Origin of the sequence: Mycolicibacterium sarraceniae, assembly GCF_010731875.1 — a bacterium.
Classification (GTDB): domain Bacteria; phylum Actinomycetota; class Actinomycetes; order Mycobacteriales; family Mycobacteriaceae; genus Mycobacterium; species Mycobacterium sarraceniae.
The window spans coordinates 858074-878587 of sequence record NZ_AP022595.1 but is presented as its reverse complement, the minus strand read 5'-3'; the positions used below and the strand labels follow the sequence as shown (position 1 = coordinate 878587).

Here is a 20514-nt window from a genome sequence, read left to right as displayed (position 1 = left end):
TGCCACCCATTCGCCGGACTTGCTCGGCGATCGCGTAACGAATGACGGCGGTTGATGTGACAGCGGGGTGACTCATGTGTACTCCTGTGGCGCGTGTGAATCGGGACACCACCGCTCCCCGCTGCGTTAGCTGTCTTGTACCCGCACCGGGTGTTTTTCACACGCCAGCTAACCGCGTTGTTGTCGAGGTTTTATTCGGTGCGGCGAAGGACGGCCGGCACGGTCAGCGCCAGGATCTTGATGTCGAGCGCGAGCGACCAGTTCTCGATGTAGTAGTTATCCCATTCGGCGCGATCGGCGATCGATGTCTGTCCCCGCAAGCCGTGCACCTGGGCCCAGCCCGTGACACCGGCTTGCACTCGATGACGCTCGCCGTAGCGCTGGATTTGGGCCTCGAACAGCTCCACGAATTCCGGGCGCTCCGGTCGCGGACCGACCAGGCTCATCTCACCGCGCAGGACGTTGATGAACTGCGGAAGTTCGTCCAACGACGTGGCGCGCAAGATCTTGCCGATCTTGGTGCGTCGATCGATGCCTTCGACGCCGCCGGGCGCGGCGTCGGTCTTGAGCTGGAACGCGGTATCGGATGCTTGGGTCGCCCGCATCGAGCGGAACTTGAGGCATTCGAAGACCCGTCCGTCACGGCCCACCCGCGGCTGGCTGAAGAAGATCGGTCCCGGCGAGCTGAGTTTCACGAGCACCACCAGAGTCAGGAACATCGGCGAGATCAGCAGCAGCAGGAAGGCGGCCATCACCCGGTCGAAGATATGTTTGACGGCAAACTGCCATCCCCGGGGATCGGTTTGCGGCAACGCAAGCAAGGGTGTACCACCGACATGCTCGATCCGCGCGCGCTCGCCGATCGTGTCGAACATGCGCGGCACCACCCACACCCGCAGCCCGTTCTGATGGGCTGCCCGCACCACGTGGGTCAGCACCTGATCCTGAGTGCGTGAGAAAGCGATGACGACATTCTGGGCACTGGTCTGCCGGATCGCCTTGTCGATGTTCTCCGGATGCCCCAGATAGGGAAGATTGGGCCTAGGGTAGCCCGGCTGGCCGAACCACGGTTCGGCATCGACGATGCCGACCGGCTCCAAGCCGTATTCCGGGAATTCCTTGAGGCGGCTGATGATGTGGCCGGCCACGCGACCGTTGCCCACGATCAGGGTCGGCTCCTGGGGATGGTGATTGCGTCGCAAGCTACGCTTTATCACCACCCGGACGAGCCGCGCCACTGGCATGAGAACCGCTGCGCAGATCCAGATCTTGAGCACGGCGGCACCTGGGCGACCGGCTTCGTTCGTGATCGTCAAGCCGCTGAGCAAGAACATCGTCGCGATCGCGACGGTCGCCTCGATCGGTCCGATCTCGTCGAGGAATTCCCGTTTCAGACGGCGTCGGTAAACCCCACGTATGGACAGCATGAAGATCACGACCGGCACGTACAGGATGGCCAACGACAGGTCGGGAGGGTAGTCCGGGGTCGACATCGCCCACCGCACCCCGATCACGGTCGCCAGTGAGACGGACAGCACGTCGATGGCAACCGTGATGGTGGTGCTCAATGGGTGGGTGCGGACCCGCTCGGCAAACGTCTTCCGGCGTGTTGGGGGCGTGCCGGTGCCTACCGGCGACGCCGGCGACGCCGGCGAATTCTCGACGCGAAGAACCCGTATTGCCATGATCCGCTCACATCACCCACTGAATCACAAGGCGGACGCCAGCCGATTTTGCTACCCGTCGAGTCATGTGTCCCCCCTGCGCGGCGAACATTGACAGAGTTCATGCACCGTGTGGATCGGCGAGATCGTTGAGGATCTGGATCTGGATCTGGGCACTGGACCAGTGCCGCGGGCGAGTGTCCCACGTGCACAACGTGCCAGCCACATATTCCTTGCTGTCGATCAACGGGACCCCCGCGTCCGCCAGCACTGCGCCGCTCACCACCGCGGGATGATCCCAGAGCATCGGATGGGCCCCGGTGCCGTCGACCACCAGCGCCTCCCGGCTGGCTACGGTGAATTTGCAGATCGACATCGCGAGCGGCGCGACTCGGGGCATCGCCTCGTCGCTCGTGTTGGACCCCGCCAGGACCTGCCGGTCGGGGTACACGACGGACACTGCCGCCATCGGGGTCCCCAAAGCCTCGGCGACCAAGACCGCGACGCGATCGAGAGTCGGGTTCCTGGTTTCGTCGAAACGGCCGAGGCGCTCCAGGGACTCCAGGCGTTCAGGATCGGAGACCGCGTCGTCGACGATGGCGTCGACGGCACTCTGCTCGCCAGAGAGTTGGTCCACGACGGCGCGCACGGTGTGGTCGTGATCAGGCCCGGCCAACCGGGCGATCACGTGACGGCCGGTGGCTCGGTCGACGCCGCGGCGCGGACCGTGCCCAGCGCTGCCCGCGGGCTGCGGCACCGTGTCATTCATGCGGTCCACGATAGGTCACCCCCAGTAACGACGGGCGATCTCGGAAAGGCCTCTCCCCTGGCCTCTTCCTTTGCCTATGCGGTGCCCCCACCAGGGCTCGAACCTGGGACCTGCGGATTAAAAGTCCGTAGCTCTACCGACTGAGCTATAGGGGCGCGACGCACACAATACTGCCTCGCGTGTGGCCGCCCGGTTTTGGGATTGAGCCTGCCGTGCCCTAAGCTAACGACGCTCTAACGTGCACTCGTTGTGAGTACCCCGGAGTGATTCGGTTCAGGCCCCCATCGTCTAGTGGCCTAGGACGCCGCCCTTTCACGGCGGTAGCACGGGTTCGAATCCCGTTGGGGGTACTCGTGACGACGTTAAGTCGGAGCGAGCAGTAACGCAGGAAAGCAAGGCCCTGTGGCGCAGTTGGTTAGCGCGCCGCCCTGTCACGGCGGAGGTCGCGGGTTCGAGTCCCGTCAGGGTCGCCATGTATGTGGTGAGGCACTTAGGTTAGGACACAGTGCCTTCCGGCCAGGTAGCTCAGTTGGTACGAGCGTCCGCCTGAAAAGCGGAAGGTCGCCGGTTCGATCCCGGCCCTGGCCACTTCTAGAACCACCTGGTAACAAGTGGTTTACCCGAACGAGGTAAATCTGCCCATGTCATCTGCGCATGCAGGCTGAGTGAACCTCGCGCGTGTTCGCGCTATTAAGGTATTCCGTTGCCAACGGAACCGACTCTTAACCCGAACGGTTCAGTCGCATAAGCCTGCACTGGCGACGTGGTGCCGTGGAAGCTACGACGCCGTTTGCCGTGCACGGATATCGGTGAGGTCCTACGCGGTGCCATACACGTGGGCGACTTTTCAGACGCCGCGGACGGTCAACGCTTACGTTTCACCTCGGTGAGTAACTCGGCGACCTCGTCGGCGTCGGCATCCGCGAACTCCGCCGAGCTTTCGGAGATGAACCGGTTGCGCCGGGCGTGAAGGTCTTCGCGGTAGGCAAGGACATCGGCAAGCCGCAGCTTGCGTCGGATCACACCGGGCACGACGCACACTTGCGCAGCGCTTGTCCGATCGTCAAGGGCGGTGCTGCGGTTCTATCGGCTGATCTTGCGCGGGTCGGGGAAGCCCATGTGGAGGTAGCCGGGTGCTCTTTTCTTCAGCGATGAGGCTATGACGGGGGTGTTTGCGTCGTGGTAGTCGTGCACGGTTGCCGTGCTCTTCGAGGGATGGGGACGGGTGATGCGACCGACGTATTGCACGAGGCGGTTCTTGAAGGTGATCGGCGCAGCCAGGAACAGTGTGTCGAGGGCGGGGCAGTCGAAGCCTTCCCCGATGAATGAACTGGTGCCGACGATCAGGAGTGGATCCGACTCGGGCGTGTGGTTGGCAAGTTGGTCGGTGATCTGGCGGCGCTCCCCTGCCTTCATTCCGCCGCTGAGGACGGTCACGGACTTTCCTGCGGCTCGAAGCCGGCCGGTGATGGCGTTGAGGTGTTCGACCCAGGTAGTGAGCACCAGGATGTTGGCCCCGGTTTGGGAGGCGCTGAGGACGTCGTCGACGATCTGGTCGAGCCGTAGTTGATCGGCGACGAGGGCTCGGTAGATTTCGGCCATTCCACCGGGCGCGGAGGGGTCAGCGTCGCCTCGGTACTGGAATTCGGTCGGATGCAGGTGCAGTACCGGGTGGGGCGTCATCAAGTCGGAACCGTCGACCGGGAGTTGTCCCGTGGTGGGCTGGTCGATGGCCACGTGGTGGGATCCGAGTTGGTGATAAATCAGGTCTTCGAGCCCGTCGCGACGCTCTGGGGTGGCGGTCAGGCCGAGCCAGTACCGCGCGGCTACCCGGCTCAGGACGCCGAAGAATGCGCTAGCTGCCACGTGGTGGCATTCGTCCACGATGACGAATCCGTAGTCGGCGGTGATGTCTTCAACATTATCGCGGCGTACGAGTGTTGGCAGTAAGGCGATGTCGAGGATGCCCGTGGTCTTCGATCGCCCACCTCCGATTTGACCGCACTTGAAACCGAGGTGGCTGCTGATCCGGTCGCGCCATTGATCGGCCAGCGCTTTGCGGTCAACGAGGACGAGGGTCGAGGTGGACCGCGATTCGATTGCGGCGCAGGCGATGACCGTCTTGCCGGCGCCCGGTGGTGCGATCAGGACGCTGGTGTCCTGTTCGAGGAGTTGGTGCAGTGCGGTGGTCTGAACGGTGCGCAAAGGCGTGCTGCAGGTGAACGCGTGGGGTTGACCGAGGATGCGTTTGTCGTCGACGTGAAGCGTGCTGTCGGCCGATTCAACGAGTTCGGTCAGTAGAGGACGAAGACCGCGGGGCAGGACGAGATCACCGTCAGTGGTTTCGTCGTAACTGTGGAGGAACCGTGGAGTGTCCCAGGTGCTGCGGCGCGCGCGTTGGCGCGCGTCGAATTCAGGGTTGCGTATCGATGCGGCGTGTTTGACGGCTGAGATCATCGCTGGGCCAAGATCGTTGGCGGTCAGGGTGACTCGTGAAGTGAACTCTGCGCGCACGATTGCCGCCGGCCGCGGGATGATCCGCGACGACGTCGGTAACTGCAGACGCCGGACGTTGTGGCCGATCTGCGGGTCGGGAAGCTGGCGGGCCAGCGCGGTCACGTCTTTGGTGGATAATCGGGCGATGCTTGACAGGTAGGCCCACTGATCCTCGAATGGCTCCAAGGTGGCGGGATCGAGGAAGACGGTAGTGCCGTGTTGACGGCGCTTCCCGTTCATCGGTGCGGCGATCAGATTGCCCACCCCACGCCCAGCATGCACGTCCTGAGATGGGAACAAGCGGTCGTAGCTACTCAGATGCATGCTGCCACGCAGGCGAAACGCCTCGGCCAGCAGACTCGTGGCGACGTCGCGGGCGGCCGACGCTGAAATCGCATGAGCGAAGAAGATCCAGACGTGAGCTCCGCGCCCGGATTGCGACACCTCCAATGCAGCCGGAATCCCATAGGAGCGAGCCGCTTTCATGTATGCGAGCGCGTCGAGCATCGCGGCTTCCTTGTCGAAGTCCGCCGCGACCCACCAGCAGGTGTCGTCATCGCCGAGCGGATACAGGCCGACATGCGCCTCGCCCCGCAGGTGGGCATCGATGACCTCCGGAGTCAGGGGGAGGTAGGGCGCATCGGCTCGATTCATGCCCTTGCGCCAATAGCCTTTGATCGCCGGACTCCATCCCGAGCGCCCATCGCGTCGGTTCTCCCAGCGCAGTGCGTAAACATCAGTACGACAACGGAAGAGATCGACAAAGAACCGCACCTTCTCGGCCGAGCTGGAACCCATTGTTACCGGTGAAGCTGGCGCTCCCGTGAGCGTCGCCTGGTCACTGGCGGCCGCACGTGCCTGTTCCTCGCTCAGCTGCAGGAGACGGCGCAAACGCGCATTGTCGCTCCGCAGCGCGTCCAACTCGCCAGGGAAACCCTCGACCCCGCTAACGATCAACTCCTTCGTGCAGCACATTCTTCGGCAGAGGGGTTCACTCCCGCCAGCATTGCCCGAGCGCTTTCGCCGCTGTGGACACCTTCATGACCAGGCGACGCTCGCGATTCCCGACGGAAGTGAAGTGGTAGTGCTCGTAGAAAGATTGTGCCTCGTCGTCTATGGCATCGACGACGATGAGCCGGCCACCACCGATTTCCGACGCGGCGACGGCTTTGCCGAGCGCGTCGAGGAGCAGTTGCTCGCCGTATCGCTGACCCCGAAGTGACGTGTCGATCGCGAGTCGGGCAATCACATAGCCAGGTATGCGGGAATGGCCGCCGGCCACGGATCCCGCTATGCCGTCGTCGTTGCGTATTACTTCGGCAGGGCAGATGGCGAAATAGGCGCTGACGTTCCGTTCCCCGAGCGGGGTCCACGCGTAGACGTGCGCGACCCCGCTGCTGTCGGCGCGACGGGCCTGAGTGATGAGCCAGGCATCTAGCGACTCCTTACCGCAGTCGAACCCTTCGAGGCTGTGATGGTCGCTGAGTCGCGCCGACTCGAACATTGGTCACTGCCTTGTGAAGACGGCTGGTTTGCGCGCGGCTGCCGCCAGCCGCGGCACCGCGTCGGCGGCATCGAGGGAGGCCATCAGGACATCGAATTGCTCGGGCTCCATGACTGTCACCAGCTCTTGGCGCAGGATATCTTCGGCGCGTTGCATTGCAGCTTTCCGCACGAACTCCGAGGTCTGCTCGTGGACGAGGCTGGCGGCACGCTGGATGCGGTCCATGGTGGCTTCCTCCGCGCGAAACTCGATTCGCCTTGATTTGACTGCCACAGCTGGACCTCCTTCCTTCGATCTCCTGCATGGCTTTCTACTGCGTCACTGTTCGGCGGACGTACGTACGTGGCTAGGCGGAATTGGAACTGCCCCGTCTCATCGTCGAACAGACCAGCAGTTCGGCACGGTAAAGAGGCTGATATCAGGTGGCTCACATCGCAAGGGTGCGGCGTCCTGCGCGCTCGGCGAATGCATCAAGGGCGCTGAGGATTTCAGGTGCGCGCCAGGCGCGGTTACGGGTGCGGTCGGTGAACTCGACGATCACGCCTGCCTCGACCAGAGGGTCGACGTATCTGCGGGCGTTGCCGGTGGTGATTCCGAGTTCGCGCTGAAGCGTCAGGGCGTTGAACACGGGTTGTCGGACAAGGAGATCCGCGACGCGGTGAACGGCGGAGTCCCGGCGTGCCGTGATTTGTTCGTTCCAACGTTCGCGGGTCTTCCGGAGGTCGCCGACGAGGTGACGGCCGTTGACGACGGCGAGGATCGCCGCGGATGAGAGTTGTTCGACGATGGGTGCGGGATCTCCGTCTCGGTAGGAACCGAGTGCTTGGAAGTAGGCGCCGGTGTTGGAGAGAAGGCCCGCGGAGACTGGAACGGTGATCTGACGGGTGAGCCGCTTGTTTCGCAGCATCGCCTGCACCAGCGCGCGCCCGGTGCGGCCGTTGCCGTCAGTGAACGGGTGGACCGTCTCGAACTGGGCATGAGCGATCGCGATCTGGGGCAGCGTGGGCACATCGGTGCGCCGTGCGTACGCGAGTAAGTCGGCGATGGCGGGCTGAACCCGTTCGTGGTGAGGCGCGATGAAGTCGGCGCCGCGGGGGCCGAACGCGCCGCCGCCGATCCAGACCTGCTCGGTTCGCCACCGGCCCGCCGTGGACGGTCGGATCGCGTGCATCAGTGCCGCGTGCATGGCAAGGATCGCGTGCTCCTCGAGTTCGTCGGCCAGTGCGATGGCGGCCTTCATCGCCTCGGTATTGGCGACGATCAGCGTGGCGTTGCGGCGGCCGTCGCCGCCGCCGCCGAGAGCTTCAGCCTCGGCGATGGCGCGCGCGGAGGCGGTGAGGTTCTCGATGTGGGAGCTCGCCGCGGACTCCGATCGCAGCAGCACCGACGCGAAGGGGGCGATCTCTTGACCAAGTTCGGCGTCGAAGCGCGCGATTTCTCGACTGGCTTCGTCGGCGTTGGCAAGCACGTTGGCTGGTAGGTCAGCCTCGAGGTCCGCGATCGCCGCGGGGATCGCGGCGTCGTACTCGCCGGCTTGGCGTTGCGCCGCGCGCAGATCGGCCAGCCCATAGCCGGCCTCCGTCGAAGCGGGCCACGTCAATCTCTCGTGACCGATGGCCGTGCCGGGAAGTGACGCCACAATCGGATGATAGCATCACTTAGGGTCATAAGTGATGCCATTAAACGTATAGGCATCATATGTGCAGCTCACACACACCCTGACCCGAATTAGATCACCGTGTCTGAAAGAGCGTGCCGCCACCTAGCGGAAGGTCGCTGGTTCGATCCCGGCCCTGGCCACTCAAGTCTGCTTCCGGCTTCCGGCGGGCTGTTTCCTTTCACTCGACCACCGCCTGTTGACCTACTACAACTCTTGCCGTATGCACCGTTAGCTCGACATGAGCGGGCCGCACGAGCGTCCACCGGAGGCCGGATGTCGGAAAAGCAGCGCAACGAGCGGTGGTCATCGGCGGCGCATCAGCGATCGGCTGGGCGGTGGCCCAAGGACTGGCCGCCGGCGGGCGGCAGGTCACCATCGCCGACCGCAACGCCGACGGAGCGACCGAGCGCGCAGCCGATCTCGGCGCACCACATGACGCGGCCAGAGTGGACATGGCCGACGAAGCCAGCGTCGCCGCGCTCTTCGAGCGCACCCGGCCGTTCGACATCGTCGTGAACACCGCCGGAATCGACGGCTTCGGTCGCATCACCGAACAACCCGTCGAGGACTTCCGGGCCATCATCGACTGTGGACACCCCGATCCTCGACAAGGGCTGGCTCGGCGATTTCAACGGCCACGAGTTCTATCGGTTGGGCCAGCGCAGTGAGACGTTCTATAGCCCTGATCAGCTGGCCGCCGATACGCTGCGGGCGATCGAACGCAACAAGGCCCTCCTGGTCGCACCGCGTCAGGCCCGTATGGCATGGCTTTTCGCTCGCCTGGTGCCCGGCTTGCTCAACCGGATGGCTGAGCGGTTCGTGAACCAACAACGCACCGACAGAAGGCAACCGACACCATGAGCGCCGCGACCGCGATTCCCCGCTACCCGTCTGATGTCACCGGCGCCTGGCTGGCCGGGATCCTCAGCCGCCCCGGCGCACCCGTCGAGGTGGAGACCGTGGAGGTGACGCCGGTGGGCACGGGCCAGACGGGCGCCACCTTCCGCATCAAGGCCACCTACGCCACCCCCGCTGACGATCTGCCCGCCAGCTTCATCCTGAAACTGCCCGCCGGCGACGACGCGGTGCGAGACCGGGTGACGCTCGGCTACCGCAGCGAGTGCGCGTTCTACCAGTCCGTCGCCGAGGCGGTGACGATCCCGATTCCGCAGTGCTTCCACGTCGATATCGCCGACGAGGGAGCCAGTTATGCACTACTGCTCGCCGACCAGGCGCCGGCTGTCCAGGGCGACCAGATCGCCGGCTGCGACCTGCCCGAGGCTCGCCTTGCGGTGCGGGCACTGGCCGGCCTGCATGGTCCGACGTGGTGTGACCAACGTTGGCAGACCTTCCCCGGGTTGGTGATGACGGTCATCGGTGAGGACGCTATCCGCGGTCTCGGTGACATCGCCAAGATGGCCGCCGGCATCACGGTCGAGAAACTCGGCGAGCGGCTGAACCCCGAGGACGCCGAAACACTTTTTGCAGCAATGGATCTGGTGACGCCATGGCTGCTGAACGCGCCGGAGCGCTTCGCCCTGCTGCACGGCGACTACCGCCTGGACAACCTGCTCTTCGACGGTGAGCGGGTCAGCGTGGTCGATTGGCAGACCCTGGGGGTTGGGCTGGCCGGCCGCGACCTGGCGTACTTCACCGGGACAAGCCTGGAACCGGGCTTGCGGGCCAGGGCCGAAAAGGGCCTCGTTGCCGAGTATCACCGCGCGCTGATCGACACCGGGGTGAGTGACTACGACGTGGAAACTTGCTGGCATGACTACCTTCTGGGGATGATCCAGGTGCCGCTGATCTCCGCGCTGGGCTGTGCGTTCGCGGTTGAAACCGAACGCGGTGACGACATGATGGCCGCGATGCTGCGCCGGGGCTGCGCAGCCATCCGCGATCTGGGCACACTCGAGCTGATTACAAGCTAGCCCTATCACCACAGTCGCCCCCTGGCCAGACTTCGAAGTGGTCGCACGGGTAAGGCCGCGGCCGATCAGGCGGCCTTCCTTACCAGAACCTTTAGTACTTCGTCGAGCCCTGATCCACTGAAATCGCCTCAGCGGTAATCAGTTTCGCATCGTCGCTGGCCAGGAAGCACACCGCGTCGGCGATGTCTTCCGGCTCGGCGATGTAAATCGGCAGGAACGGCAGCATCATGTTGCTCAGCGCCGGGTTGGTTTCCATCGCCTTGCCGAGTTCTGCCACCATGTCGCCGGTACCCATATCGGTGTTGACCGGTCCGGGGTGCACGCTGTTCACCCTGATGTTGTGCTTGCCGAGTTCGGCGGCGAATGCCCTGGCCATGCCCGTGACCGCATGCTTGCTGGTGGTGTAGTGCACCATGAACGGCTGCAGCTTGATACCGGCCGCCGAGCTGATCAGGATGATCGATCCTCCGCGACCGGCCTCGACCATTGATGGTGCACCGGCCATCACGGTGTTCCACGTCCCAGTCACGTTGACATCCATGACATCCCGAAAGGCTTCTTGGGTGATCTCGTCCCACGGCGCCGGCGACGTGATACCCGCGTTCGCGACGATGATGTCCAGCCGGCCGAGCTTGGCGACGCCCTCGGCGACGACATCCTTGAGGCCGTCGAGATCGCGGGTGTCGACCACCGCCGACACGATCGTGCGGCCGGATTCCTCGACCAGGCGCACGGTCTCGGCCAGATCCTCGGGAGTGGCCGGGTTGTACGGAACGCACTCCGGCAGCATGCCTGCGATGTCGACGGCGATGATGTCGGCACCTTCGCCGGCCATCTTCACCGCATGCGCGCGGCCTTGGCCGCGAGCGGCTCCGGTGATGAATGCGACCTTGCCGCTGAGCTTTCCTGTCATGCTTTTCGCTGCGCTTCCTTGACTAGTCCGCCGCCGATGATGAGGCGCTGAATCTCGCTGGTGCCTTCGTACAGTCGCAGCAGACGGACCTCGCGATAGATCCGCTCGACCGGCACACCCCGCATATAGCCTGCGCCGCCGTGCACCTGGACCGCGAGATCGGCGACGTTGCCCGCCATTTCGGTGCAGAACAGCTTCGCCACCGACGGTGCGATCCTGCGGTCTTCGTTGTCGACCCACTTACGTGCCGCGTCGCGCACCAGTGCGCGCCCGGCCATGACTCCGGTCTGCTGGTCGGCCAGCATCGCCTGAACCAGCTGGAAATTGCCGATCGGGGTGCCGCCCTGCGTCGCGGTGGCGGCGTAGCTGACCGACTCCTCCAGCGCGCGTTGGGCGGAGCCCACCGCGAGCGCTGCGATGTGGATGCGCCCGCGGGCCAGCGAGGTCATCGCCGCCCGGTAGCCGATGTCCTCGCTGCCGCCGATGAGCGTGTCGTCGCCGACCCGCACATCGGTGAAATTCACATCCGAGGTCCAGGCGCCCTCCTGGCCCATCTTGGTGTCCTTGACCCCGATCTCGACGCCGGCCGTGTCCGCGGGCACCAGGAAAACCGCGATTCCCGCGCCATTGGCGTCTGCGGGCCGGGTGCGGGCGAACACGATGAACAGGTTGGCCACCGGTGCGTTGGTGATGTACTGCTTGCGCCCGTTGATCACCCAACTCTTCCCATCCCGAACGGCTTTCGTCTTCAGGCCGGACGGATTGGAGCCGGCTCCCGGCTCGGTCAGCGCGAACGACGCGACCACCTCGCCGGAGGCGATCGGTTCCAGCCAACGTGCCTTCTGCTCGTCGGTGCCGAAACCGACCAGCACCTGGCCGGCGATGCCGTTGTTGGTGCCGAACATCGAGCGCAGTGCCAAGCTCGTGTAGCCCAGTTCCATCGCCAGCTCGACGTCTTGGGCGATGTGGAGGCCCAGCCCGCCCCACTCCTGGGGGATCGCGTAGCCGAACAGGCCCATCTTCTTGGCCTGATCGCGCAGATCGTCGGGCACCTTGTCCTCGGCGAGGATCTCGGTTTCTCGCGGCACCACGGCCGACCGCACGAACTGGCGGGTTGAAGCGAGGATTTCGCGGAAGTCGTCGTCGCTGACTTCGGACATCGGGCCGGACATCAGGCTCCTTGGGTCGGGGGCACTGGCTCGGGCGATCATATATGAAATATGATGTTGCGGATTCGGGGATCCGTCGAAGGAAGAGGGAGATCAGATGTCGTTGCTGGCTGGCCAGACCGCGGTCATCACCGGTGGAGCGCAGGGGCTCGGCTTTGCCATCGCCGAGCAGTTCATCGCCGAAGGCGCCCGTGTGGTGCTCGGTGACCTCAACCTCGACGCGACGCAGGAAGCCGTCGACAAACTCGGCGGCGCGGATGTTGCGCGGGCGGTCATGTGCAATGTCACCACCTACGCCGATGTCGACGCGCTGGTTGACGCCGCCATCGAGCAGTTCGGCAGTTTCGACATCATGGTGAACAACGCCGGGATCACCCGCGACGCCACCCTGCGCAAGATGACCGAGGACGAGTTCGACCAGGTCATCTCGGTGCATTTGAAGGGCACCTGGAACGGTCTGAAGAAGGCGTCGTCAGTTATGCGCGAGCAGAAGCACGGCGCGATCGTGAACATGTCCTCGATTTCCGGCAAGGTCGGCATGATCGGGCAGACCAACTACTCGGCGGCCAAGGCCGGCATCGTCGGCATGACCAAAGCCGCCTCCAAGGAACTGGCGCATCTGGGTGTGCGGGTCAACGCCATTCAGCCCGGACTGATCCGTTCGGCCATGACGGAGGCTATGCCGCAACGTATTTGGGATTCGAAGGTAGCTGAGGTGCCGATGGGCCGTGCCGGTGAGCCCTCGGAGGTCGCCAAGGTGGCGTTGTTCCTGGCCTCCGACCTGTCGTCGTACATGACCGGTACGGTCCTCGAGGTCACCGGCGGACGGCACCTGTGACGCGCACGGCCGTCATCTGCGAGCCGGTCCGCACGCCGATCGGGCGCTACGGCGGCATGTTCGCGTCGCTGACGGCCGTCGACCTCGGGGTGGCCGCGCTGACGGGTCTGCTGGCACGCACCGGGGTCGCCCCCGACGCCGTCGAAGACGTGATCCTCGGGCATTGCTATCCCAACAGCGAGGCACCGGCGATCGGCCGGGTGGTGGCACTCGACGCCGGCCTGCCGGTGACGGTGCCCGGCATGCAGGTCGACCGGCGCTGTGGCTCGGGTCTGCAGGCTGTCATCCAGGCGTGTCTGCAAGTCGCTTCGGGCGACAACGATCTCGTCGTCGCCGGTGGTGCGGAAAGCATGAGCAACGTCGCGTTCTACTCGACCGATATGCGCTGGGGTGGCGGACGGACCGGAGTGCAGGTCCACGACGGCCTGGCCCGCGGCCGGACCACCGCCGGTGGCAAGCACTATCCGGTACCGGGCGGCATGCTGGAGACCGCCGAGAACCTGCGCCGCGAGTACGGCATCTCCCGCCAGGCGCAGGACGAGCTGGCGGTGGCCTCCCATCAGCGGGCGGTCACCGCGCAGAAAGACGGCATCCTCGCCGACGAGATCATCCCCGTCACGGTCGCGACCCGCCGCGGCGAGGATGTGATCGACACCGACGAGCACCCCAGGGCCGACACCACCCTCGACTCGCTGGGCAAGCTCAAACCCGTTCTTGTCAAGCAAGATCCGGAGGCCACCGTCACCGCGGGTAACTCCAGCGGGCAGAACGACGCCGCCTCCATGTGCATCGTGACCACGCCGGAACGGGCCGCTGAACTGGGCCTGACCCCGCTGGTGCGGCTGGTCTCCTGGGGCTCGGCCGGAGTCGGGCCCGAGGTGATGGGCATCGGGCCGGTACCCGCCACCGAGGTCGCCCTGGGCAAGGCCGGATTGAGCTTGGCCGATATCGATCTCATCGAGCTCAACGAGGCGTTCGCCGCGCAGGCCTTGGCCGTCATGCGGGCATGGGGTTTCACCGATACCGACCACCAGCGCACCAATGTCCACGGTTCGGGAATCTCGCTCGGCCACCCCGTGGGAGCCACCGGCGGACGGATGTTGGCCACGCTCGCCCGCGAGCTGCACCGGCGGGAGGCCCGCTACGGGCTGGAGACAATGTGCATCGGCGGCGGCCAAGGGCTGGCCGCGGTGTTCGAAAGGGTGACCCTATGACACGACTGGCCCAGACTCTCGGCCTGACCGAGATACAGACCGAAATCGTCTCCACCGTTCGACAATTCGTCGACAAAGAGATCATTCCCAACGCGCAGGAACTCGAGCATTCCGACACCTATCCGCAGGCCATTGTCGACCAGATGCGGGAGATGGGGCTCTTCGGCCTGATGGTGCCCGAGGAGTACGGCGGGTTGGGGGAGTCACTGCTCACCTATGCGCTGTGCGTCGAGGAACTCGCCCGCGGCTGGATGAGCATCTCTGGGGTGATCAACACCCACTTCATCGTCGCGTACATGATCCGCCAGCACGGCACCGACGAACAGAAGCAGCGGTACCTGCCCCGGATGGCCACCGGTGAGGTCAGGGGCGCGTTCTCGATGTCGGAGCCCGAGCTGGGTTCCGACGTCGCCGCGATCCGCACGAAGGCCAGGGACAACGGCAACGGCACGTACACCATCGACGGCCAGAAGATGTGGCTGACCAACGGCGGCAGCTCGACTCTGGTCGCCGCACTGGTGCGCACCGAGGAAGGTGCGGACAAGCCGCACCGCAACCTGACCGCTTTCCTGATCGAAAAGCCTTCGGGCTTCGGCGAAGTCGCTCCGGGCCTGACGATCCCCGGAAAGATCGACAAGCTCGGCTACAAGGGCATCGACACCACCGAACTGATCTTCGACGGGTACATCGCCAGCGCCGACGACGTCCTCGGTGCCAAACCGGGGCAGGGCTTCTTCCAGATGATGGACGGCGTCGAGGTCGGCCGGGTCAACGTGTCAGCCCGGGCCTGCGGGGTGGGCATCCGAGCCTTCGAGCTGGCGGTCCGATATGCCCAGCAGCGCAGCACGTTCGGCAAGCCGATCGCCGAGCATCAGGCCATCGCCTTCCAGCTGGCTGAGATGGCCACCAAAGTCGAAGCGGCACACCTGATGATGGTCAACGCCGCGCGGCTGAAGGACTCCGGCGAGCGCAACGACGTCGCCGCTGGGATGGCCAAGTACCTGGCCAGTGAGTTCTGCGCGGAGGTCACCCAGCAGAGCTTCCGCATCCACGGCGGATACGGGTATTCCAAGGAGTACGAGATCGAGCGGCTGATGCGCGACGCGCCGTTCCTGCTCATCGGTGAGGGCACCAGCGAGATTCAGAAGAACATCATCAGCAAGCGGCTGCTCGCCGACTACCGGATCTGACATGAGCGCGCCCGATTTCGCGCCACGCCCGCAGCTGGCCGAGGATGTCGCCCGGTTCGTGCGCACCCGGATCTTCAACGGCACCTACCCCGCCGGTGAGTACATCCGGCTGGACCAGCTGGCGGCCGAACTGGGCATCAGTGTCACTCCGGTCCGCGAAGCGTTGTTCGAGCTGCGCGGGGAAGGCCTGCTGGATCAGTTGCCGCGGCGCGGCTTCGTAGTGCTCCCGTTCACCGACCGCGATATCACCGACGTCTCGAACCTGCAGGCCTATGTCGGCGGTGAGCTGGCCGCCCGGGCGGCGCTGAACATCACCGACGGCCAACTGCGGGAGTTGTCGACGTTCCACGACGAACTGGTCGCCGCCTACGCCGCCGACGACGGTGACCGCGCGGTGCGACTCAACCACGAATTCCACCGCGCTATCAACGTCGCGGCCGACTCCGCGAAGCTGGCGCAGTTGATGTCCCAGATCACCCGGTATGCACCGGAATCGGTGTTCCCCACCATCGAGGGCTGGCCGGACAAGTCGGTGGCCGACCACAAGCGGATCTTGGCGGCGCTCAAGGCGCACGACGAGGAGCGGGCTAGGGCCGCGATGTCGCAGCACCTGTCGGCAGGGGCGGTGCCGCTGATCGAACACCTGGTGAAAAACGGTGTGGTGCAGCGCTTTCAGACGATGGAATAACCCGGTGGAAGCGGTCCGCGGCCGGTGAGGGCGCACATCAGCGTCTGACTGTCGCCGCGGCGCCGGGCGACCTCGACGGTGACGGCAAGGATGGCGTCGGCGACCTCGGGCGGCAGTGCTTCGGACACCCCGATCGCGCGGGCCAGATCGACGCTGTGTAGCCCGAGTTCGACGATGCGGGTGGGCAGATAGTCCGACAGCCGCATCCCGCCGGCGATGGTCTGGATGACGCGGTCGTCGGTGTCGAGCGCAACGGTCGCGCGATCCTGCAGTTCGCGGATGGCGTCGAGGGGATGATCGCCCAGCGTGAGCCCGGCCTGCACGGCCCGGGCGTCGATCTGGCCTGGGTCGGCGAGCAATCCGGCGATCGCGAGGTAATACTGCGCGGCATCGGCGATGTCCATTCGATCCGTCGGCCGCGCCGAGTATTCGACGATGGTGGTGAATGACCGGCCGATGTGGCCGACCAGCGTTCGCACCGACCACGTCCCGAGCGCCGGACTGTCCCAGCGGTCTAGGGGAACCTGTGCGACCACCGACACGGCGTGGTCACCGGCCCGGCGGTAAAGGGCGATGCGCTCGGCGAGGGTGTGGTCGTTCATCGCTAGGAAAGTTACGCCTGCCCGGTGGCGCGCCCAGGTGGACCAGTGGCCGCGACACCAGGATCGGGATGCCGGCCGACAGCGTGGTCATCGCCAAGGAGGCGTTCCGCCTGCGTGACGCGCATTTCCACGTGCCCGAACCGGACTGATCGGCCTTCGGTGGTCGCCGATACAATATCTGCTACTTTTGTAAAGTCGTCACAGAGTAACGCCGTAGAGCTACCGATTCCGAGGTGGAGAATATGCCCGAACCAGTCATTGTCGGCGCCGTCCGGACCGCGATCGGTCGTTCCTTCAAGGGGGCGCTGGTCAACACCCCGCCCGAGACGCTGATCACCACGGTGCTGCCCGAGATCGTCCGCCGCTCTGGGATCGACCCGGCTGACATTGATGACGTCATCTTTGCCGAATCCCATTACGGCGGTGGCGACCTCGCCCGCTACGCGGCCACAGCCAGCGGCCTTGAGCATGTCCCCGGCCAGTCGGTGAACCGGCACTGCGCCGGCAGCCTCACCGCCATCGGCAACGCGTCGGCTCAGATCGGTTCCGGTATGGAGCGCGCGCTGATCGCCGGCGGCGTGCAGTCACTGTCGATGACGCCGCTGACCAACTGGCGGATCCCCGGCCCAGAGCTCAAGTTCGAGGAGCGGTGGATGCCGCCGACTCACGTCGAGACGCCGGACGCTCCCGCCAAGGACATGTCGATCACCGTCGGGTGGAACACCGCACAGGCGGCGGGCATCAGCCGCGAGGAGATGGATGCCTGGGCCGTGCGGTCACACCAGCGTGCCGTGGCAGCTCAGGACGCGGGCAAGTTCCTCGACGAGATCATCCCGCTCAAGGTCGAGCAGTTCGACGGGTCGGTCGTAGACTTCAGCGTCGATGAGCACCCCCGCCGCGACACCACGGCCGAGAAGCTGGCCGGCCTCAAGGTCCTGCACCCGGAGATCGAGGGCTTCTCGATCACCGCGGGCAACAGCAGCGGTACCAATGACGCGTGCGCGGCGGTCGCCCTGACCGAACGCGATTACGCGTCGTCCAACGGGCTCGACGTTCTGGCCACGGTGAAGGCCTGGGGCGCGGTGGGCGTCGCCCCGCGCGATACAGGCCTGGGCGGGGTCCGGGTCATCGGCCGGGTGCTCGACCGGGCCGGACTCAAGCCGTCCGATGTGACGTTGTGGGAGATCAACGAGGCTTTCGCCGCGGTGCCGATCGCGGCCGTCAAGGAATACGGCATCGACGACGAGCTGGTGAACTTCTCCGGCAGCGGCTGCAGCCTGGGCCACCCGATCGCGGCATCCGGCGCCCGCATGATCACCACCCTGATCTACGAGCTACGCCGTCGCGGCGGCGGTATCGGTGTCGCGGCGATGTGCGCCGGTGGCGGCCAGGGCGGTGCCGTCGTCATCGAGGTCTAGTTCCTTTCGCCGAGGAGGTGACCTATCTCTTGCGGCGGGCCTTGGCGGCTGCGGGCTTCTTGCCCTCCTCGATCAGCGCAGCCGCGTGATCGAGGATGCACTCCAGCCCGAACTCGAAATTGCGCTCGTCGGCGGCACCGATCCGGTGCCCCTCGGCGCTCACCCGGGCCAGCAGCGGCGTGCTCTCGGCATTGCCGATGATCGCGTCTTCACGCTGGTGCGCATGCTCGTTGGCGGCCACGTTCTTCTCGTAAAGCCGTTGCAGGACAACCGAACCCCGCACATGCACGGACATCGCCGAGTAGGTGTCGAACGCGTTCTCGGTGGACAGCCCGGCCTCGACCAGGCTGGCGATCGCCTTCTCGACCTCGAACTCGCCGGCGCGCACGGCGCGCGGGGACAGTGCCGAGCGGATCAGGATCAGGTCGCACAGGATCGGACTCCCCAGGAAGGTCTTGCGCATCGCGCGTGCGTGATTGGCCAGGGTCTCCCGCCAGTCGGCGGCTTCGACGTAGGGCGTGGCGAACACGTACTCGCGCAGTGCCCGGTCGGTCATCGCGTTGAGTAGGTCGTCCTTCTTTCGGAAATACCAGTAGATGCTGGTGACACCGACGCCGAGATGCTTCCCCAGCAGCGGCATGCTCAGGTTGTCGATCGACACCTGTTCGGCGAGTTCGAAGGCACCGGCGATGATGTCGTCGGGATTGATCGACCCACGCTCGCGCCGGGGGCGCTTGGTGGCGGTCGCTGACTTTGCCACTGCAGGTCCACCTTCCTTTTGAAGAACCGGCGGTAGGAATTTACCGGTAGTTCCGCTGAGAACCGCGTCTCCGCTCAAGATCCGTCGGTCTCCAACCAGTACTGTAATGCCTATAGTAGGTGTTACCGATACCAGTACACCAAACGCGGAGGAGCACCGGGTGTCGGACGCAGTGTCGCGCGAACGCCAAGCCCGGATTCTGGTCATCACGATCAATCGGCCCGAGGCCCGTAATGCGGTGAATCTCGCTGTGAGCCAGGGACTTGCCGACGCTGTCGACGAGCTTGGCGAGCACCCCGATCTGACCGTCGGCGTGGTCACCGGCGGTGATCGACCCACTGACACTCGAGCCGTTGGCACCGGCGGAGCGCAGGCTGATCGTGGGCGCCTGGCACGACGGCGGGCACGTCGGGCACCTGTTCTCCGGTGCAGTGCAGGCGCAGATCGAACGGTTCCTGGGTGTGTTGACTCAGGCGCCGTAGTCGCGCACGATCCGCTCGCGGGCGTGCGCCAGCTCGGTGTCCAGGTCGAATCCGGCGGGAAGTGCGATCCACAGAAATGCGACGCCGAAGAACACCGCGGTGATATCGCTGACCGCCCGGTCGATGTCGATGCCACGGCGAACAGATCTGTCCCGCTGTCCTTTCCGTAAACCTTCCGCCACATTGGCGATTCCGCCGGTCAGCTGGTCGCTCACCGTCTGGCGCAGCGCGGAGGTTGTCTTCGTGGCCTCGAAGGTGGAGAAGAACATGGCGCGCAGCACGTCGGAGTCGTGGGCATACAGGTCGCGGGTGCGGTCGATGTGCGCGAGCACCTGATCCATGCCCGTCGCCGCCGGGTTCGGGTGCGGGTTGAAACGCCCGAGGTACTCCTGGAGGAAGTCATCCAGGATGGCTTCCTTGCCGCCGAAACGGGCGTGCACCATCGTGCGGCTATAGCCTGCTCGCCGCCCGATCTCGGCGGCTGTGGTTGCCTCCCAGCCCTTCTCGACGATCAGCTCGGCGGCTGCCTCGATGAGCCGCCGTCGAGACGCTTCGACCCGTTCGGGTTGGGTCAAACCGCGTTCGGGAGAAGGCACCCTTGCATATTAAACGCACGACAACTATCTTTCGAGCGTGACTTCAGCGACGGCAGCGGTGCCGTCTGGCATTGACGCAGTCGACGCGACCTGGCTCGCTGAGGCGCTGCGCACGACCGTCACCGACATCGCGGCCGAGCAGATCGCCGGGCTGTCACTCGAGCGGGCCGGACTCTGCATCGCGCAACTGGCTGGCCTGCGCCCCTGGTCCGTAGCGCCGCCGAAAACCGCTGTACTGCAGGTGGTTCCGAGCTTCGGTATGCCCGCGGTGCGCGATCTGCTGGTACCTGCCTTTGGGCCAGGCCGGGATATCTACCGGACGCATTCTCATCAGCCGGTTCCCGCGGCCGTCGCACGCTTCGCTGAGCAGTTCACCGAGCGTGTGGCCACCGCGCCGGCCGGACCGACCGAGAGGTCGATGCTGCTGCACGGCGATATCCGAGCCGACAACATGTTTTTCGACGGTGACCGGATGAAGGTGGCGGCACTACCGCCTGGCGGCAGGTTTCCTTATGGTGCTGCCGGTGATCACCTTGATCGGCTGGGATGCGCTGCCGTAGCGGTCGCGCGACCTGTGCCTGGCACTGACCGACCGGGCGGTCGCCACGATCGCCGATATC

General features: G+C 65.2%; 20 protein-coding genes, 4 tRNA genes and 2 pseudogenes. 13 read left to right on the top strand and 13 right to left on the bottom strand.

What is annotated here, in order from left to right:
- Positions 1–191: 191 nt before the first annotated feature.
- The 3 genes from G6N13_RS04590 to G6N13_RS04580 form a co-directional block, all read right to left on the bottom strand.
- The gene (locus G6N13_RS04590; protein WP_163694987.1) at positions 192–1685 is read right to left on the bottom strand and encodes a sugar transferase; all 1494 of its coding nucleotides are present in this window, start codon (positions 1683–1685) and stop codon (positions 192–194) included.
- A gap of 100 nt (positions 1686–1785) precedes the next feature.
- Positions 1786–2433: a GAF domain-containing protein gene (locus G6N13_RS04585; RefSeq protein WP_163694986.1), complete on the bottom strand. Its 648-nt coding sequence runs from the start codon at positions 2431–2433 to the stop codon at positions 1786–1788.
- Between the two features lie 82 nt (positions 2434–2515).
- Positions 2516–2588: transfer RNA gene (locus G6N13_RS04580), tRNA-Lys, on the bottom strand.
- A 122-nt stretch (positions 2589–2710) separates the two neighbouring features.
- On the opposite strand from G6N13_RS04580, the gene G6N13_RS04575 reads away from it, so the two are divergent.
- The 3 genes from G6N13_RS04575 to G6N13_RS04565 all read left to right on the top strand — a co-directional run bounded on the left by G6N13_RS04575 (position 2711) and on the right by G6N13_RS04565 (position 3021).
- A tRNA-Glu gene (locus G6N13_RS04575) sits at positions 2711–2783 on the top strand.
- Positions 2784–2829: 46 nt separating this feature from the next.
- A tRNA-Asp gene (locus tag G6N13_RS04570) sits at positions 2830–2906 on the top strand.
- A 41-nt stretch (positions 2907–2947) separates the two neighbouring features.
- A tRNA-Phe gene (locus tag G6N13_RS04565) sits at positions 2948–3021 on the top strand.
- 276 nt (positions 3022–3297) lie between these two features.
- On the opposite strand, the gene G6N13_RS04560 is transcribed toward G6N13_RS04565, so the two are convergent.
- From G6N13_RS04560 to G6N13_RS04540, 5 genes are all read right to left on the bottom strand, one after another.
- Positions 3298–3465 carry a hypothetical protein gene (locus tag G6N13_RS04560; RefSeq protein WP_235677929.1) on the bottom strand — a complete coding sequence of 56 codons (168 nt, stop codon included), beginning with the start codon at positions 3463–3465 and terminating at the stop codon, positions 3298–3300.
- Positions 3466–3516: 51 nt separating this feature from the next.
- Positions 3517–5727: a DEAD/DEAH box helicase gene (locus G6N13_RS04555; protein ID WP_235677928.1), complete on the bottom strand. Its 2211-nt coding sequence runs from the start codon at positions 5725–5727 to the stop codon at positions 3517–3519.
- A 193-nt stretch (positions 5728–5920) separates the two neighbouring features.
- Positions 5921–6433, bottom strand: a complete 513-nt coding sequence (locus tag G6N13_RS04550; protein WP_163694984.1) for a GNAT family N-acetyltransferase — start codon at positions 6431–6433, stop codon at positions 5921–5923.
- Between the two features lie 3 nt (positions 6434–6436).
- Complete coding sequence (locus tag G6N13_RS04545; RefSeq protein ID WP_235677927.1) at positions 6437–6658, bottom strand: type II toxin -antitoxin system TacA 1-like antitoxin; 222 nt, start codon at positions 6656–6658, stop codon at positions 6437–6439.
- 202 nt (positions 6659–6860) lie between these two features.
- A complete protein-coding gene (locus tag G6N13_RS04540; protein ID WP_407663870.1) occupies positions 6861–8072 on the bottom strand; it encodes a Fic family protein in 1212 nt (403 codons plus the stop codon).
- A gap of 320 nt (positions 8073–8392) precedes the next feature.
- Here G6N13_RS04540 and G6N13_RS04535 point away from each other — a divergent pair, with 320 nt between their 5' ends.
- From G6N13_RS04535 to G6N13_RS04525, 3 genes are read left to right on the top strand one after another with little or no spacing between them, the layout of a single operon-like run.
- Positions 8393–8761: an SDR family NAD(P)-dependent oxidoreductase gene (locus G6N13_RS04535; RefSeq protein WP_322789300.1), complete on the top strand. Its 369-nt coding sequence runs from the start codon at positions 8393–8395 to the stop codon at positions 8759–8761.
- On the top strand, positions 8682–8954 hold the full coding sequence (locus G6N13_RS04530) for an SDR family oxidoreductase (RefSeq protein WP_163694274.1): 273 nt from the start codon (positions 8682–8684) through the stop codon (positions 8952–8954). The genes G6N13_RS04535 and G6N13_RS04530 overlap by 80 nt, the downstream gene beginning before the upstream one ends.
- Positions 8951–10024: a phosphotransferase family protein gene (locus G6N13_RS04525; RefSeq protein WP_163694982.1), complete on the top strand. Its 1074-nt coding sequence runs from the start codon at positions 8951–8953 to the stop codon at positions 10022–10024. Before G6N13_RS04530 ends, G6N13_RS04525 begins: the two co-directional genes overlap by 4 nt.
- A gap of 91 nt (positions 10025–10115) precedes the next feature.
- On the opposite strand, the gene G6N13_RS04520 is transcribed toward G6N13_RS04525, so the two are convergent.
- Positions 10116–10937 carry a mycofactocin-coupled SDR family oxidoreductase gene (locus tag G6N13_RS04520; RefSeq protein ID WP_163694981.1) on the bottom strand — a complete coding sequence of 274 codons (822 nt, stop codon included), beginning with the start codon at positions 10935–10937 and terminating at the stop codon, positions 10116–10118.
- Positions 10934–12097: an acyl-CoA dehydrogenase family protein gene (locus tag G6N13_RS04515; RefSeq protein ID WP_163701690.1), complete on the bottom strand. Its 1164-nt coding sequence runs from the start codon at positions 12095–12097 to the stop codon at positions 10934–10936. The genes G6N13_RS04520 and G6N13_RS04515 overlap by 4 nt, the downstream gene beginning before the upstream one ends.
- A 106-nt stretch (positions 12098–12203) precedes the next feature.
- Between G6N13_RS04515 and fabG the strand changes: the two genes are divergently transcribed.
- Genes fabG through G6N13_RS04495 form a run of 4 tightly spaced genes read left to right on the top strand, consistent with a single transcriptional unit; the run spans position 12204 to position 16036 of the window.
- A complete protein-coding gene (gene fabG / locus G6N13_RS04510) occupies positions 12204–12944 on the top strand; it encodes a 3-oxoacyl-ACP reductase FabG (RefSeq protein WP_163694980.1) in 741 nt (246 codons plus the stop codon).
- Positions 12941–14158: an acetyl-CoA C-acetyltransferase gene (locus tag G6N13_RS04505; RefSeq protein WP_163694979.1), complete on the top strand. Its 1218-nt coding sequence runs from the start codon at positions 12941–12943 to the stop codon at positions 14156–14158. The genes fabG and G6N13_RS04505 overlap by 4 nt, the downstream gene beginning before the upstream one ends.
- The gene (locus G6N13_RS04500) at positions 14155–15348 is read left to right on the top strand and encodes an acyl-CoA dehydrogenase family protein (RefSeq protein WP_163694978.1); all 1194 of its coding nucleotides are present in this window, start codon (positions 14155–14157) and stop codon (positions 15346–15348) included. The genes G6N13_RS04505 and G6N13_RS04500 overlap by 4 nt, the downstream gene beginning before the upstream one ends.
- 1 nt (position 15349) lies before the next feature.
- The gene (locus tag G6N13_RS04495; protein WP_163694977.1) at positions 15350–16036 is read left to right on the top strand and encodes a GntR family transcriptional regulator; all 687 of its coding nucleotides are present in this window, start codon (positions 15350–15352) and stop codon (positions 16034–16036) included.
- On the opposite strand, the gene G6N13_RS04490 is transcribed toward G6N13_RS04495, so the two are convergent.
- The gene (locus tag G6N13_RS04490) at positions 16021–16638 is read right to left on the bottom strand and encodes a maleylpyruvate isomerase N-terminal domain-containing protein (protein WP_163694976.1); all 618 of its coding nucleotides are present in this window, start codon (positions 16636–16638) and stop codon (positions 16021–16023) included. The two genes, G6N13_RS04495 and G6N13_RS04490, sit on opposite strands and share 16 nt — an antisense overlap.
- A 242-nt stretch (positions 16639–16880) precedes the next feature.
- On the opposite strand from G6N13_RS04490, the gene G6N13_RS04485 reads away from it, so the two are divergent.
- Positions 16881–18056 (top strand): thiolase family protein, encoded by a 1176-nt coding sequence (locus tag G6N13_RS04485; protein ID WP_163694975.1) that lies wholly within the window; start codon positions 16881–16883, stop codon positions 18054–18056.
- 22 nt (positions 18057–18078) lie between these two features.
- On the opposite strand, the gene G6N13_RS04480 is transcribed toward G6N13_RS04485, so the two are convergent.
- Positions 18079–18816, bottom strand: a complete 738-nt coding sequence (locus G6N13_RS04480) for a TetR/AcrR family transcriptional regulator (protein ID WP_163694974.1) — start codon at positions 18814–18816, stop codon at positions 18079–18081.
- 160 nt (positions 18817–18976) lie between these two features.
- Here G6N13_RS04480 and G6N13_RS24865 point away from each other — a divergent pair.
- Positions 18977–19141, top strand: a pseudogene (locus G6N13_RS24865) (crotonase/enoyl-CoA hydratase family protein); the annotation flags it as partial.
- Positions 19140–19298, top strand: a pseudogene (locus G6N13_RS04475) (alpha/beta hydrolase); the annotation flags it as partial. The pseudogenes G6N13_RS24865 and G6N13_RS04475, both read left to right, overlap by 2 nt.
- Here the strand turns inward: G6N13_RS04475 and G6N13_RS04470 are convergent.
- A complete protein-coding gene (locus G6N13_RS04470) occupies positions 19286–19894 on the bottom strand; it encodes a TetR/AcrR family transcriptional regulator (RefSeq protein WP_170310434.1) in 609 nt (202 codons plus the stop codon). The pseudogene G6N13_RS04475 and the gene G6N13_RS04470 sit on opposite strands and share 13 nt — an antisense overlap.
- Between the last annotated feature and the right edge of the window lie 620 nt (positions 19895–20514).